The organism is uncultured Roseovarius sp. (assembly GCF_947489715.1).
Taxonomy (GTDB): domain Bacteria; phylum Pseudomonadota; class Alphaproteobacteria; order Rhodobacterales; family Rhodobacteraceae; genus Roseovarius.
Map to the genome: position 1 here is coordinate 1 of NZ_CANLER010000021.1, position 13,333 is coordinate 13,333.

The 13,333-nt window shown below is 54.0% G+C and carries 14 protein-coding genes; 7 read left to right on the forward strand and 7 right to left on the reverse strand.

The window, feature by feature from the left end; all coding sequences use genetic code 11:
• Nucleotides 1-5: 5 nt before the first annotated feature.
• The 5 genes from Q1B27_RS24240 (at nt 6) to Q1B27_RS24260 (ending at nt 4,041) form a co-directional block, all read left to right on the forward strand.
• Entirely contained in the window at nt 6-905 is a 900-nt protein-coding gene (locus tag Q1B27_RS24240) for a DUF1403 family protein (protein ID WP_299852722.1), read from the forward strand.
• 2 nt (nt 906-907) lie between these two features.
• Complete coding sequence (locus Q1B27_RS24245) at nt 908-1,501, forward strand: SMC-Scp complex subunit ScpB (protein ID WP_299852687.1); 594 nt, start codon at nt 908-910, stop codon at nt 1,499-1,501.
• Nucleotides 1,502-1,633: 132 nt separating this feature from the next.
• A complete protein-coding gene (locus tag Q1B27_RS24250; RefSeq protein WP_299852690.1) occupies nt 1,634-2,098 on the forward strand; it encodes a helix-turn-helix domain-containing protein in 465 nt (154 codons plus the stop codon).
• Complete coding sequence (locus Q1B27_RS24255; protein ID WP_299852693.1) at nt 2,095-2,670, forward strand: PIN domain-containing protein; 576 nt, start codon at nt 2,095-2,097, stop codon at nt 2,668-2,670. The genes Q1B27_RS24250 and Q1B27_RS24255 overlap by 4 nt, the downstream gene beginning before the upstream one ends.
• 255 nt (nt 2,671-2,925) lie before the next feature.
• Nucleotides 2,926-4,041, forward strand: coding sequence for a Fic family protein (locus Q1B27_RS24260; protein WP_299852696.1), 1,116 nt, complete (start codon nt 2,926-2,928; stop codon nt 4,039-4,041).
• A gap of 310 nt (nt 4,042-4,351) precedes the next feature.
• On the opposite strand, the gene Q1B27_RS24265 is transcribed toward Q1B27_RS24260, so the two are convergent.
• From Q1B27_RS24265 to Q1B27_RS24275, 3 genes are all read right to left on the reverse strand, one after another.
• Nucleotides 4,352-5,401 (reverse strand): DUF4238 domain-containing protein, encoded by a 1,050-nt coding sequence (locus tag Q1B27_RS24265; RefSeq protein WP_299852699.1) that lies wholly within the window; start codon nt 5,399-5,401, stop codon nt 4,352-4,354.
• 110 nt (nt 5,402-5,511) lie between these two features.
• On the reverse strand, nt 5,512-6,768 hold the full coding sequence (gene tcmP / locus Q1B27_RS24270) for a three-Cys-motif partner protein TcmP (protein WP_299852702.1): 1,257 nt from the start codon (nt 6,766-6,768) through the stop codon (nt 5,512-5,514).
• Between the two features lie 37 nt (nt 6,769-6,805).
• The gene (locus Q1B27_RS24275; protein ID WP_299852705.1) at nt 6,806-7,582 is read right to left on the reverse strand and encodes a DUF5131 family protein; all 777 of its coding nucleotides are present in this window, start codon (nt 7,580-7,582) and stop codon (nt 6,806-6,808) included.
• A 117-nt stretch (nt 7,583-7,699) separates the two neighbouring features.
• Here Q1B27_RS24275 and Q1B27_RS24280 point away from each other — a divergent pair, with 117 nt between their 5' ends.
• A complete protein-coding gene (locus Q1B27_RS24280; protein ID WP_299852707.1) occupies nt 7,700-7,948 on the forward strand; it encodes a hypothetical protein in 249 nt (82 codons plus the stop codon).
• 51 nt (nt 7,949-7,999) lie between these two features.
• Here the strand turns inward: Q1B27_RS24280 and Q1B27_RS24285 are convergent, their stop codons facing one another.
• From Q1B27_RS24285 to Q1B27_RS24300, 4 genes are all read right to left on the reverse strand, one after another.
• Entirely contained in the window at nt 8,000-8,641 is a 642-nt protein-coding gene (locus Q1B27_RS24285) for a hypothetical protein (RefSeq protein WP_299852710.1), read from the reverse strand.
• Complete coding sequence (locus Q1B27_RS24290; protein WP_299852713.1) at nt 8,631-9,524, reverse strand: DNA-processing protein DprA; 894 nt, start codon at nt 9,522-9,524, stop codon at nt 8,631-8,633. Before Q1B27_RS24290 ends, Q1B27_RS24285 begins: the two co-directional genes overlap by 11 nt.
• Before the next feature lie 322 nt (nt 9,525-9,846).
• A complete protein-coding gene (locus Q1B27_RS24295; RefSeq protein ID WP_299852716.1) occupies nt 9,847-10,869 on the reverse strand; it encodes a hypothetical protein in 1,023 nt (340 codons plus the stop codon).
• A gap of 260 nt (nt 10,870-11,129) precedes the next feature.
• The gene (locus Q1B27_RS24300; RefSeq protein ID WP_299852724.1) at nt 11,130-12,098 is read right to left on the reverse strand and encodes an NAD(P)-dependent oxidoreductase; all 969 of its coding nucleotides are present in this window, start codon (nt 12,096-12,098) and stop codon (nt 11,130-11,132) included.
• 105 nt (nt 12,099-12,203) lie between these two features.
• On the opposite strand from Q1B27_RS24300, the gene Q1B27_RS24305 reads away from it, so the two are divergent.
• Nucleotides 12,204-13,112, forward strand: a complete 909-nt coding sequence (locus Q1B27_RS24305; RefSeq protein ID WP_299852719.1) for a LysR substrate-binding domain-containing protein — start codon at nt 12,204-12,206, stop codon at nt 13,110-13,112.
• Nucleotides 13,113-13,333: the final 221 nt, after the last annotated feature.

Genomic DNA, 13,333 nt, shown 5'->3' on the forward strand with positions numbered 1-13,333 from the left:
CAGCCATCTCGAACGGTCAAATCACCCTACCGCACTTGCCGGATTGGGTCACCTCGGGCCGTGCGGAAACCCCTGAAGATGTGGCGTTTTTGTCAGGCGCGGCCCTTGCCCACCTGCATCTTGTGGTGGAGCACCCAAACGTCCCCCAAGCCTTGTTGCGACAGCGCTTGGCACTCAGGGCGGCAGAGGCCTGCGTGACGCGCTCGGGACGGCCGGAGCGGACAAGGGAGTTGCGTGATGGGGTGGCGTTCCTGCAGCCCGGAGACGCGCCGGGGCCGGTCGGCGAGGTCACCCTGTCCTGGCGGCGGGCCGTCGAACGGCCGGTCTCGGTCAAAGCGTTGCACAGAGCACTGAACGGGGCGCTGCCGAGCCAGGCGCCGGAGCAGATCGCGGAATGGCTCGACGGGTTCGACCCGCGCGGGGCGGGGCAGGGCGGTCCGGTGGCACGGACTGCGACTGTGTTAGAGACTGTTCTGGCGGAAAAGCCGCGCGAGGAGGCCGCGGCCCTGATCCTCGCTGACGCCGTTCTGGCGCAGGCCCTGGGCTGGACTCAGGTGGTGCCACTACTCTCGGCCGGGCTGAAACGCCGCGATCTGCGCAAAACAGGCGATGAGCTGCGCCTGGCCTGCCATCGGGCGGTGATCGCGTCGGCGGCGGAGGCCACACGGCTGGCGGCAGACCTGACCCGCAGGGCGGCCCGGTTGCATGCCGTTGCGCCGAAGCTGCGCGCCAAGGGGGCAGGGGCGGCGCTGGACATGTTTCTGAGCCGTGATGCGGTCGCCCCAGGTGCGCTCACGTCGCTGACTTCTGACCGGGCCGCGCGCCGGTTCTGCGATCGGCTGGTGGAGCTCGGCGCGATACGCGAGCTGACCGGGCGCGACACGTTCCGGCTGTATGGACTTTAGTCATGGCCAAGGATCATCCGGATATCGAGTTCGACCGGGAACTGGAGGACCTGCCGCCGGAGCTGCGCTGGCGTGAATGGATGCGCCGAATTGAGGCGGTGCTCTTTGCCAGCGCCACTCCGGTACCAAGCGCCGACTTGGCCAGAGTAGTGGGGCAGGGGGCCTCGGTGGAGTTGCTGATCGAGGATCTGGCTGTCGGGCTGTCTGAGCGACCCTACGAGATCGCCCGCGTGACAGAAGGCTGGATGTTGCGGACGCGGCATGCATACGCGCCGGCCATTCGCGCCGCAGCCGATCTGGGGGAACAGGATCTCGACCTGCGCGAGTTTGATGTCGCCGTTCTCGCGGCCATCGCCTATCACCAGCCGATCACCCGTGAGGGGCTGAAGGACATCTTCGGCAAGGAGATCAGCCGCGACCTGATCGGACGCCTGCACGCCCGCGACCTCATCACCACCGGCCCCCGTGCCCCCCGTCGCGGTGCGCCTTATACCTTCGTAACAACCGATCAGTTCCTGGTCGCGTTCGATTTGCAGTCTCTGCAGGACCTGCCGGACAGGGAGCAGCTTGAAGATTCAGGAATGTCAAATTCGTAGTTTGCAAATACCGAGGCAGCACGAACGGTGGCATTCATACAATGCAAAGAAATTTCGAATATTTCGACTATTGCGATTATTTCGAATAATCCCTATGTTGAAAACAAGCTAAGAAAACACTGGAGAGAAATCATGTCCGCCCTGAAAAACGAGGCGTTTTTTGATCGTTTGCCAGATGAGGTTGAGATCAAGAACGCGGAACAACTCAGAACGATTGTTGCCTCCCAGATCAAGGAAGGCGAACCAACGACGCTGTCACTCGCGCTCGAAAGCGGGGAGATGCAAACCGTGACCCTTGCCCCTGCACTGACCGCATCGCTCCTGGAAGTGTTGCGGCTGGTATCGAGCGGGCGAGGATTCCGTATGATCCCGGTCGAAGCAGAATTGACGACGCAACAAGCCGCGGATCTGCTGAATGTCTCGCGACCGTTCCTTGTCAATCTCCTGGAGAACGGGGACGTTCCCTTCACGAAGACGGGCCGCCACAGGCGAGTTCGTGCCGACGACCTGTTCGCTTACAAGGAAAGGCGAGATGCGCAACGGTCTGATGCTCTCGGTGATTTGGCGAGAGCGGACGCTGAGGACGATCTTATATGAGCCGATACGCGGACCGGTTCACGGCCCTTCTGGATGCCTGTGTCCTGGGCGGAGCACTGCGACGCAACATGCTCTTGAGTCTCGCCGAGGCCGGCTTGTTCCGGCCTCGGTGGAGCGCACGTATTCTCGAAGAAACCCAGAAGGCGATCTCAGAGATCACGAAAGGGGCCACAGATGGATCCCGGCAGCGTGCGGCAATCGAAGCGGCTTTCCCTGAGTCTCTTGTTTCGGGCTACGAGGTGTTCGAAGGTAAGCTCGACCTGCCGGATCCGAACGACAATCACGTCCTGGCGGCTGCGATTTCAACATCGGCCTCGGTGATCGTGACCGACAACCTCGCGGACTTTCCAGAGGAAGCTTTGGCTCCACACGCCATCGACGCGATCTCAGCAGACGATTTCATTGCCGATACGATCGAACTTGACCCATCGGAGGCCATATTGGCGCTGCGGCGCATGCGTGAGAGGTTCGAAAATCCGGCACTCGATGTCCCTGCTCTCATCCATAAATCGGAAGCACAAGGCCTTCTGCAGGTCGCAACACTCATGGACGAGTATAAGTCGCTTTTGTGAAATAGGGGCGGAAAGTCGCCTTGACCTTCCGGACCAAGAGCAACTCGAAGACGCGGGGATGGCGGAAGGGTAGGGATAAACCAACCCGACGTCGTGGGCTGATGATGGGCCGCCTGCCGGGCAAATAGTGGCGTACCTATCGGACAATTGGTGGAGATTTCGTGGTCAACTGAACCAGATACTTGAGGTATAGGATTGACTTCTATAGCTCAAAATTGCCTTATATGTGAGTTATAGAGAGGGTTTCTATCGCTCATGCCGTGGAATTGGCAGATAAAAGATTGGCCGGATTTCCGGTATGATGCGTCGACGATCGCGTCGTTCGAGGAAAGTTTCTTGCTCTCTTCTGGGGAGATCCTTGGCGCAGTTCACCATGTCAGCCCATCCGAACGCGATCAACTTCGTATCGACTTGCTGAGCGACGAGGCCATGAAAACCAGTGCCATCGAAGGCGAGATGCTGGACCGGTTGAGTGTGCAGTCCTCGCTGCGTCGCCATCTTGGCCTGGAGCCCGACAACTATCCGGCAAAACCACGGGAGCAGGGGGTCGCGGAGATGATGGTCGATGTCTATTCCACCTATGCCAAGCCGCTGACTCATGAGACCTTGTTCCGATGGCACGAGATGCTGCTGTCTCACGACCAGCGTCTGGAGACGATTGGTGCCTACAGGCGGCATGAGGATGCAATGCAGATCGTTTCCGGTCGCCACGACCGCCCGACAGTGCATTTTGAGGCACCGCCGTCGGATCACGTCCCGGATGAGATGGAGCGTTATGTCGAGTGGTTCAACGGAACGGCTCCTGATGCTGCAAACGCGCTGCCAGCGCTGACCCGTGCCGGTCTTAGCCATCTTTACTTCGAAAGCATCCACCCCTTCGAGGACGGGAACGGTCGGTTAGGGCGCGCCCTGGCCGAAAAATCCCTCGCCCAGAATATCGGCCAGCCCAGCCTCATCGCGCTTGCCTTCACGATCGAGCGCGACCGCAAGGCGTATTATGACCAATTGGAACACCACCAGAAGACACTTGATGTCACGCCCTGGCTGGAGTGGTTCGCCGAGACTGTCCTGACAGCCCAGCGGGTGACCCTGGAGCGCGTGGGGTTCTTCATCGCGAAGGCGCATTTCTATGACCTTCATCGCGCGCACTTCAATGACCGGCAGGCCAAGGCGATCGAGCGGATGTTCAGGGAGGGACCCGATGGGTTCAAAGGTGGCCTCAGCGCTGAAAACTACCTATCGATCACCAACACGTCGCGGGCCACCGCAACTCGGGACCTGCAGGAGCTAGTTGACATGGGAGCCCTGTCCCGCACTGGGGAGCGTCGGTACACACGTTATTGGTTGAACCTACCGGGCACGGAGATCTGATCGAACGCTTGATAGCAATAGAGGGTCGGTTCTTCGAAAACCTTCCATTTACGGTGTCACTGACGCTGAACCTGGGTTGCCATCAAAGAGCCATAGGGCGGAAACCGGGCATTCGCTGCATAGCGGCGACATTATGCCATCAACGCAAATGCGGTCATTGGAATTTTCGCGAAGTCTGGCGTCAAGCGGCAACCAAAACTCGCTCTTCAAACTGTAGGTCGCCTTGGTTTTTAGTAAATTACAACAAAAGTTGCCGCAGCACGTCTTTGCTCAGGTAGAGACAAGATGTGCGAAATATTTAATCACCAGTTTATCCGAACGAAAACTTCATCCCACCTTGCTTGTTGCCCTGTCTCTTCACAAACTCCTTTGCGAGTTTGAAGTCTGCCCTTTGGCAGATAACAAAATCACGAGCGAATTGCATCTGCTTGACGTTGTAGAAATCCATGTTTTCGGTTGTCGCCTGAATTGGTCGGCCTGCGTCGGCAGCTTTTGTCAACTTATCGACTCTTTCGATCGTGTTATCTAGCTTCTCCATTTCGCCATCGAAGGCGATTTTCTTTGATCTTGGCAGTGAATTAGGCGACAGGGTTACCGCACTTCTTGAGCGCCGGGCGAAAGCTCTCTTTTCGGAGGCCTGTGTTCGAAATTTGTCAAGAATACTGGGGCACCAGACGGCGAGCATGAATTCGCTACTCAGGGGCACGTAAAGCTGTATGCCTTTTAATGCTAAACCCATGTTGCTGAAGATGCCGTTATCTGGTTCATCATTGTGCCATGCAACCGGGTTGTCAGCCAGATAGAAGCTTCTACTAGGCGGTGCTTGCAACAATAAGAAATTCTTGGTTCCGATAATGTGTGAAAACTCTTCGAAGCTTTCGGCCATCGATTCCAAATGGAATTGTTTGATCTGTTCATTGTCTGGTTTCGCGAACTCTTCTAATGCACCAATAGGAAGATCGTGTCTTTCAAAGTGTTCCCGGAACTGGTCAAAAAGCCCAGCGATACTGTCTCGGTAAGAACGGGTTCTGAGCATCTGGAAAGCGACGAACATTGCTAGCATTGCGTTTTCCTCAGGCGTTCCAGTTAAACGCCGACGGTCAATCAAAGCTTCATAGGCGGGCAGGACGATGTCTTCGACCTTGCAGACAGATTCTTCAAAACTTGCGTAAAAACTGCTGTCGATACGGAATTCATTGAACCGCCGCTCTGCCATGACATTCGAAATATTGGTTGAAAAGCTCCGCCTCGTAGATTTCTGAAAAACATTAACTTGCTCTCTTCCGAGATTAGCGAGGAATTTCCGAAGAATAAATTTGGGGACGTAATGCTGATTTTGCGCCGCTTGTTTTATTGACATGTAAGAATCACTGACCGTTGGATTTTCTGTTAATCAGAGAGCTGTGGATTTAAGTTAGATCACTGAGATAACGAGACGAATTCAATTATCATCGTGTTCTCCTGCACCGCTCAATTTGATTTCCCATGGTTCAGTTTCTTAGGAAACGCGGGAAACAGGTTTTTCTGAACCGTTACCCTGACGACATCTTCATCCTTGATGGACGAACGGCGCAAGTGACCGGCCTGCGTGAACACTTCGATGTCCTGATTTTCGATCAGAACTTTCTTGAGGTCTTCTGAATGGATCGTTGTGTCGTTGTAGATCGAAGCCTTTAGCATTCCGACTGTGATTGTATCACCGAATTCAGCGATAAACTCCGGCAGGTCGCTATGGAGCGCTTCCACGTTCTTGGGGCGCATATCGCTTCCCCAATCGAGTGTGCCGACGCCACTATCGTCGCTTCGGTAATCAAGCATCTTCAGACCCGATTTACCGAAATGCGCCTGCCCACCCGCATTGAGGTGCAGAACGTCGTTGTAGACTTCTCTTGCGCGGTGGCTCTTCGAGAAATGCATAAGCCAGTAGTTGTAGCCCGCGTTGTTGGCGCGATTGATCGCAAACGGGCTTACGTAATTTGCGATATTGAGAACCTCTCCATGCAATACGCGCTCAACTGTACCGAGCCATTCGCCTTTCGTGCGGAGGGCCTCATCACCAAAGAACTCGTCCTGTTTGATCCCGAAACCTTGGACGAGCTTATGCGTTTTCTGCGGGTTGTTCCAGGAGGAGTAGTTGAGCAGCGCACCGATCATGAAGGTAAAAAACACTTCCGGATTTTTGAAGGAAACGATGATGTCCTGTATCGTCTGCAGTCCAACCTGCGTGTATCCGCAGGGGTCAAGGTTGAACAGAACATTCGAATGTTTGCTCTCGAGGATGCGTTTCTTGATGTCCCCATAGACATCTTCAAATTTCCTTTCCAGCCGAACAATTGTGACCTGCAGTTTGTCGTTGCCTGCGTGCTCTTCCTGCCAAGCGGACAACAGTGGATTCAGGGTTTGCCAGGCGTCTTTGGAATTGTCGTTGACAATAATCAGGCACTCTATTTCTAGCTCGGGCAGACCCTGATCTTTTCGCCAGGTCGTTGTCTCATCAAGAAAACTGGCCAACTCTTGCAGGAACACAAGCGGAGAACCGGGAGCACCGCCTTCATAAATGCCGCCTCCGGCCATGCCATCGACGATAGCAATTCTGAAACGACGGTTCAGGGGAGTGCACTTTACCCGCAGATAGTTGCGAAAATACGAGCGCAGAATGTCGAGCTTTTTTCGCGTGTGATCTTCAAGGGCAACGCCCGTGCGCCAATCATATTCTTTTTTTGCCAAAGCGTAATTCCCCAAGTTCCAATGAAATTATGTTCGCTCAGAGGTTGGCCTGAACTGGCATTTCATCCCAGGTGCGTCCCCGATATTGCCGCCCGTTCAACTTCTTAGAGCGGCGCTTGTTGTCTTTTCCCCAAGTGCCCCATTGCTTGAAAAAGAAAGCCGTCTCGCTGGCACGGCAAGCATCATGGATTTCATCAATCCAGGCTTCTTTGATTGGTCGCGCGCGCGAGCCGCTTTCACCGCCAACAATCGCCCAGTGAATGCCAGAAAGGTCAACTTCGCCAACGCTGGCGATAAGAGGTTCGAAGGATATGAACCGAATAGCTGCCGGTACTTTGCGCAGTTCGTCAATTCGTCCACCAACTTCTTCGCTTTCCACGCTCGTGCCCAACCAGACATTCCGCAGTGGTTCAGCCTGAAAAGCCGGAACAATTTCTGCCATTCTGTCGGGCCGTTTCGTCAGGATCTGATAGTGATGGTGCGGTGTTCGTGCCATTACGTTCCAGACATCTTCGATGAACCTAGTCGAGACACTCGGATGAAACAGATCGCTCATGGAATTCACGAATATCTTTCGGGGTTTTTTCCATCTGACAGGGATTTCCAATGACGCACGGTCTTCGCGAATGACACCGTTCCAAATTCGACGCTTTCCCGATTTGCGCGTCAACCCGGAATACTTTTCAACTCCCATTGCCTCAAGGCGGTAAGCCATCTGCATCGCATAACAGTTCGTACAACCTGAGGACATGATGTTGCAGCCAGCGACAGGATTCCAGGTCGCGTCAGTCCATTCAATTTCTGTCTCGGCCATATCGCGCCTCATGCAATCTTTCGTTGATCTACTTAAGCGTACAATGACCCTGGCAGGCAATAGCTCCACCTCATTCTGTAGATCGGGAACCAATAATAGCTACTCAAGGAGATCAGTATGAGGCCAGCAATACGCGACGCTAAATCTCATAATCACTATTGCATTCAGCCCGAAACTGTTGGTCAACGTGTCAAGGAGGGTATGGCGCATGCGGATGATCTGCCATTCGCCGCGCAACTCGGGCATAACGCTCCTCAGATCGACAATGGCTTCGGCCAACAGAATGCCCTGGAACCCACTAAGCTCGATGCCGATACGACCCGAGGTACACCGGCACATGCCCAAGTTCGCTTTTGGCGACAGTAAGCGCTCGCTTCGCTCAGCGCTGGTCGCTTGGATTGATAGGCGGGAAGTGTTTTAGTCGGTATCCCCTGCAACGGCAAAAATTCGGCGGGCAATGAACAAACCTATTATTTGTGCATTCGGAAACCTTCCCGACAGCAAAGTGTGCATTGCGCGGTAATGCGCACCCGCAGTGAGCATGTCATCAACAATAGCAATGCGCGTGGGTAAAGGGTTGCTCAAACTCTCATCTATCGACCAAATCTCCAACAGTTCAGCGGGTGAGTAGCGTTGACCTTCTGGGCGCTCGTGGGTTGGCACAACAGACACCGATTGTTGAACGAGGTTGCGCACGTCAACGACATTGTTCATGCCTCTGCATATCCGCTCCATACGGTCACAGTAGTCAGGGTTGGTAGGGATTTTTGAGGGTGGCACGGGAACAAATGTTCCTTGTTCAATCCAGTCGTTGCTTGTGGCGTCGTGAAGCCATTGCGAGCAGTGAGCAATGTCACGTTCTTTGTAGCGCAACTCATTTGCAGACGATGAAGAAGGTTTCTTTTTAATGTTTTCGATAAGTTGACTAACCTTGTTGGCCCGGAAATCTTGGCCCTTTGTCCATTCAAATAGGTAGCCAATTTGATCTGCTGGAACCAACAAAGCATGATCGACCCGGCTCAGATCATCAAGAACAGTAAATCTTGCGTTAGTGGTCAAGCGCGTTCCAAATATCGTCAGGTGTTCGAACACGCACCGCGCCCTGCGCTTCAAAGCGAGCTGGCCACGTTATGTCCGTTCTCTGAAAGCAGCTGTCCAAGATGAACAGCTTACGCCCTTGCTGCATGGCAGCTCTGGCTTGGGTCAAAGTGCCCGAAGTCTCGCCCGCTTCCACAATGATGGTGCCCTCTGTCAGCGCCGACATGGTGGCGTTGCGCTCTGGGAAATAAGTGCGTTTGTTGCGGAAATGCTCCTCTGAGTACCGGATAACTGGCACCTGAGAGATAAGCAGATGTTCTCTGGCAATGCAGTCTTGCAGAGCTTTGTTGTTCTTAGGGTAATACTCGCCCAAAGGTGTGCCAATCACTGCGATGGTGACGCCGCCTGCTTCCAAGGCTGCGTTGTGAGCCGCGCTGTCGATACCTTCTGCAAGGCCAGACACAACCGCATAGTTGCGTTTCACCATTTCGCGAGCCAATCGTGCTGCTCGCGCGCGACCATCTTCTGATGCCTTCCGACTGCCGACAATGCACAGACCGGGCATCTCTGACAGTTCCCACGTCCCTTGATAATAAAGCATCTCAACAGGGTTGCGGGCGTCTCGCAGCTTGCCCGGGTAGTCCCCAGCATGGTGAACCCGGATACCGAACCGATGGACGCCACGCTCTTTGAGATACTGCAACACTCGACGAGCCATCGCGTTCGCCAACTCAGGCTTCACAAAATCCGAAGGTAGGGCGGTTTTGTCCGCCCGAAACTTATCAGCCATGCGCTTCCAGGTCATGCCTTGAGTAGTCCAAAGATATTCATAAGCTCCAAGCTCGCGCATGGGCGAAATAGCTTCTATCCCAAAAATGTCTTTAGGTTGCGCTAGCCAATTCATGGCCACGTTCTGCCCGGTCTACGTGCCATTGTTCTTCTTCTTTTTTCTCTCCCAGTAAAAGCAGTATGGAGCATCCGTTAACAAATTATCAATACCCATTGGCTTTCGCGGTGTCGCAGGGGAATGAAGGTACCCGGCGCAGTAGTGGTCGGCTTCGTCCGCATTGCGGCGAAAAGCAAATCAAAAAAATATTCGCTGTGCATGAAAGTCCGGATTACGGGCCGCACCGCAGCGGCGGCTGCCATCGACCAAGGACGGGAATGGGCCGCGCCCAGACGAGATGGCACAAGTTGACTGTCCTCTCAGGCACGGTTGTCAAAATTCAATCCTGCATTTTCGGCCCCACGACGCGCGTTGGCAAATCCCTATATGCAGGTTGGCCCCGCTTGTGCGCGCGAACCCGCACCACTTTCCCGTTCGAATACCGTCTTTCATGTTCGGCCACCCAATGCTCTGTCGGCGTGGCCCGGCTTACAGCCTGTGCCTTCTCAAACCGAAGCCTCGCCATTTGCTCAGTTAAATGCCGCTCAGCTGCCGGTCCAATTCGAATGGTGACGTGAGACTTTAGCACTTCGGTCATCCAAGCCTTGCCAAATTTCCGTGCTGATTTGGCCTGAGAGGTCGATAGGCTTGCAACCTGTTGCGACAGCAGATCATCTTCACGCGTTGCAAGAGCTGCGAAGAGCATAAACCCGATCACCATCTCGTAGGTGAGATGGCCTTTATGTTCTTCGAAATGTTCTCTCACCGAGGCTTCACTGGCTAATAGTCCTAGCCGCATAAGTCCCGCAATTACGGTCTTCTGTGGTTGCCAACTGGCGTTGTCAAAGTCAGGACGGCCATCTTGCGCTTTTGTTATCTCCAATACAAAGGGCGCATCAAAGAAAATGGTGTCTGTCATTGCTGAGAAAAGACGTACGCTCAGTTTGTCGGAAGACCGGTTATCAAAGAGGAACCCTCGCTGGTGCCGGTTGCTCAGCTCTTCTTCACCTAGGGTCGTTATTTCTCGCGCAACACGATCTTCCCACAATCTGCGGTCGTCGTACTCGATCCAAATGAGGTCACGCGGGAGTTCGACATCGCGCACATAGCCTTGAATGTCGGACTCAGGACGATCCTCCCATGGCATTCCTTGGACATCCATTCTCAAAGAATCGAGATAATTTGCTGCATTGTGGTCCAGCAAATAGATCCTTGCCGAGGAGAGATCGCCGAGAACTCCTTGCCAATGCTGACGGATTTCCTCGGACAACACCAATTGCCCATCAGGGCCACGCATGTCCACTGGCTTCTCGTTTTCGAGATGGTGACCGAACTTTAGGGCGATCGTCTTGTAAAGGATCATTGCATTCGCTCACAAACTACGAGGCTAATGTGTGTTGGATCGAAAAGCCGTACACGACCTCATGCGCCAGGTATTTGAAGCAAAATGGCAGTGCACTTGCTGATCCTGCTTCCACTGTTTTGACCTCCGATGCAACCGTGAAGACCACGGATCGGGCAGCTCAAAGACCTGTTAATCTTGCTTTCCGAAAGTTAGCTTTGTCGGCATCCTAGGACGTCCGCTTTGGGCCGATCTTATAAAGTAATTCCGTTCAACAATGACTAATCGTACGATTCCCTTTGTTTAACCACCACTTCGGCGCCTATGCCTTCTGGTTCGTGATCAACCAGGTATTCCGGAAATCCTGGAGCGCGCAGGTCTTCCCCACAATCATCTTCCAGGCGCTTTACAACCTGGCTTGACCACACACGAGGACCATAGCGCTTTAACCCATCTTCCATGGCTGCCACGCAGACAGGGGACAACTCGACCGGCACATCGTGAGACTTCGCCAGATCATCAAAGAGCGTCACGTCCTTCACCTCATGATCCATCGTGAAGTTGATGTTGTAGCTTCCGTTCAGGATCAATTGACCCTCGGTTTCGTGCACAAACGAATTGCCGGAACTCACTCGTATCGCCTCGTAGGCCACGGCTAAATCAATGCCAGCCTTTTTGGCGACCATGAATGCCTCTCCGGTTGAGACCAATTGCACACCTGCCAGGTAATTGGTGATGACTTTCAGAACAGAAGCCGAACCGAGTTTGCCGGTATGTACGATCTGGCGGCCCATTGTCGACAAAAGCGGAAGAACCTTTTCAAAGGCGTCGCGACGACCGCCAGCGAAAATCGCGATGTTGCCCGTTGACGCCCTGTGGCACCCCCCGGAAACGGGGCTGTCCATTGCGATGCCACCTTTTGCTTCGACCAAGGCACCAAGGCGCTGCACGTCTTTGGCCTCAGTCGTGGACATTTCCAGCCAAATCTTACCTTCAGCTATGCCTTCCAGCACGCCGTTCTCTTCTTCAAGTACCAGTGCAGAAATCACAGGCGACGGAAGACAGGTGATGATGACGTCGCATGTCTCCGCCAGTTCGCGACCGCTGTCTGCCCAGGTTGCACCCTTTGCCAGTATAGGTTCTGCCACGGCCCTGTCTGAATCGCGCACAGTGACGTCGAACCCATTCCGTAGCAGGCTGCCTGACAACTTCGCGCCTACATTTCCAAGGCCGATAAATCCAACGCGCATCATAATATCCTTCCAGGTGAGAATTTTCACTTGACGATGGGACAGCACACGACTTTCGTCAAAAGAACTCTTTATGCCCTAAGGCCATTGATTATTGGAGGCTTGATGTCGGAGAGATCACCCAACTTACCACCCTTGACTGCGTTGCAGGCATTCGAAGCGGCAGCCAGGCACCTAAATTTCATGGCGGCCGCCGCAGAATTGAACCTTTCGCAATCGGCAGTCAGTCACCGCGTAAGAGCATTGGAGCATCACCTTGGCTACGCGCTGTTCGAGCGCTTGCCGCGGGGTCTTAGGCTTACCGAGAATGGCAAGGCCTACTTACCTTCAATCCGCAGCGCCTTTGCCGAAATCATGGGCGCGACGACCAGCATCTTTGGTATTCGGAAAAACGCACAACTGACCATCCGCGCGCCACTTTCTTACTCTGCAATCTGGCTGCCAGAGATCGTCAGTAAGTTTTCTCAAGACCACCCTGATATCGAAATTCGCATGACGTCTTCCGTTTGGGTAGATCATCTAGCGCAGGATGAGACTGACATTGAACTGCGTTTGGGGTACGGCCAATGGCCCGATTGCCAATCCGAACTCCTGTTTCGGGACACGCTTGTTCCTCTATGTTCCCCTCAAACACTCTCAAAGTTCCCCAAATTGTGCACTGCTGATCACCTGACGACGCTGCCCCTAATCCATATCGTTGGCGTCGAGGATCAATGGGGAGAGTTCTTTCGTGAGCACGGGCTCGAAGTCTTCCCTGATGGCCAAGAGAACCAGATCTTCACCGACAGTTCGGTGACCGCAGCGGTATTGGCTAATCGAGGCCCGCAAATTTGCTTGCTAGCAGAACGGTTCGCCAGGCATTTTATTGGGCAAGGTATGTTGTGCCTGGCGACCAACCTAAGCCTCAAGTCGAAGCAAGGGCTGTATCTGGTAACCCAGGATTCCGACAAAGCGCTCATTCCGGAAACTGAGTTGTTCCTCACGTATTTGAGAAAGCAATCAATCTCAGAATAAGATGCTGCGATGATCCCAAATGGCAGCTAAGTGAAAGCTGCATCGCGGCGAATGTTTTTCTAACGAAGGTCGGGTATGGGCCGGCCTCATCCCCACGATCTGGACCTGCCAGTATGATGCTGCGGTTGCTCCGACGACTGCTACGAGCCCAGAATGACAGATGCTGCGGGACGGACGAATGTCGGCTTAGCGTAAGCACGAGCTTTTTGAGTTGCCCACCT

Coding starts and splice junctions, on each gene's coding strand:
- Q1B27_RS24300 (WP_299852724.1), bottom strand. CDS start 12,098: ATGCGCGTTGGATTTATCGGCCTTGGAAATGTAGGCGCGAAGTTGTCA.
- Q1B27_RS24250 (WP_299852690.1), top strand. CDS start 1,634: ATGTCCGCCCTGAAAAACGAGGCGTTTTTTGATCGTTTGCCAGATGAG.
- Q1B27_RS24260 (WP_299852696.1), top strand. CDS start 2,926: ATGCCGTGGAATTGGCAGATAAAAGATTGGCCGGATTTCCGGTATGAT.
- Q1B27_RS24295 (WP_299852716.1), bottom strand. CDS start 10,869: ATGATCCTTTACAAGACGATCGCCCTAAAGTTCGGTCACCATCTCGAA.
- Q1B27_RS24280 (WP_299852707.1), top strand. CDS start 7,700: ATGAGGCCAGCAATACGCGACGCTAAATCTCATAATCACTATTGCATT.
- Q1B27_RS24275 (WP_299852705.1), bottom strand. CDS start 7,582: ATGGCCGAGACAGAAATTGAATGGACTGACGCGACCTGGAATCCTGTC.
- Q1B27_RS24265 (WP_299852699.1), bottom strand. CDS start 5,401: ATGTCAATAAAACAAGCGGCGCAAAATCAGCATTACGTCCCCAAATTT.
- Q1B27_RS24290 (WP_299852713.1), bottom strand. CDS start 9,524: ATGAATTGGCTAGCGCAACCTAAAGACATTTTTGGGATAGAAGCTATT.
- Q1B27_RS24305 (WP_299852719.1), top strand. CDS start 12,204: ATGTCGGAGAGATCACCCAACTTACCACCCTTGACTGCGTTGCAGGCA.
- Q1B27_RS24245 (WP_299852687.1), top strand. CDS start 908: ATGGCCAAGGATCATCCGGATATCGAGTTCGACCGGGAACTGGAGGAC.
- Q1B27_RS24255 (WP_299852693.1), top strand. CDS start 2,095: ATGAGCCGATACGCGGACCGGTTCACGGCCCTTCTGGATGCCTGTGTC.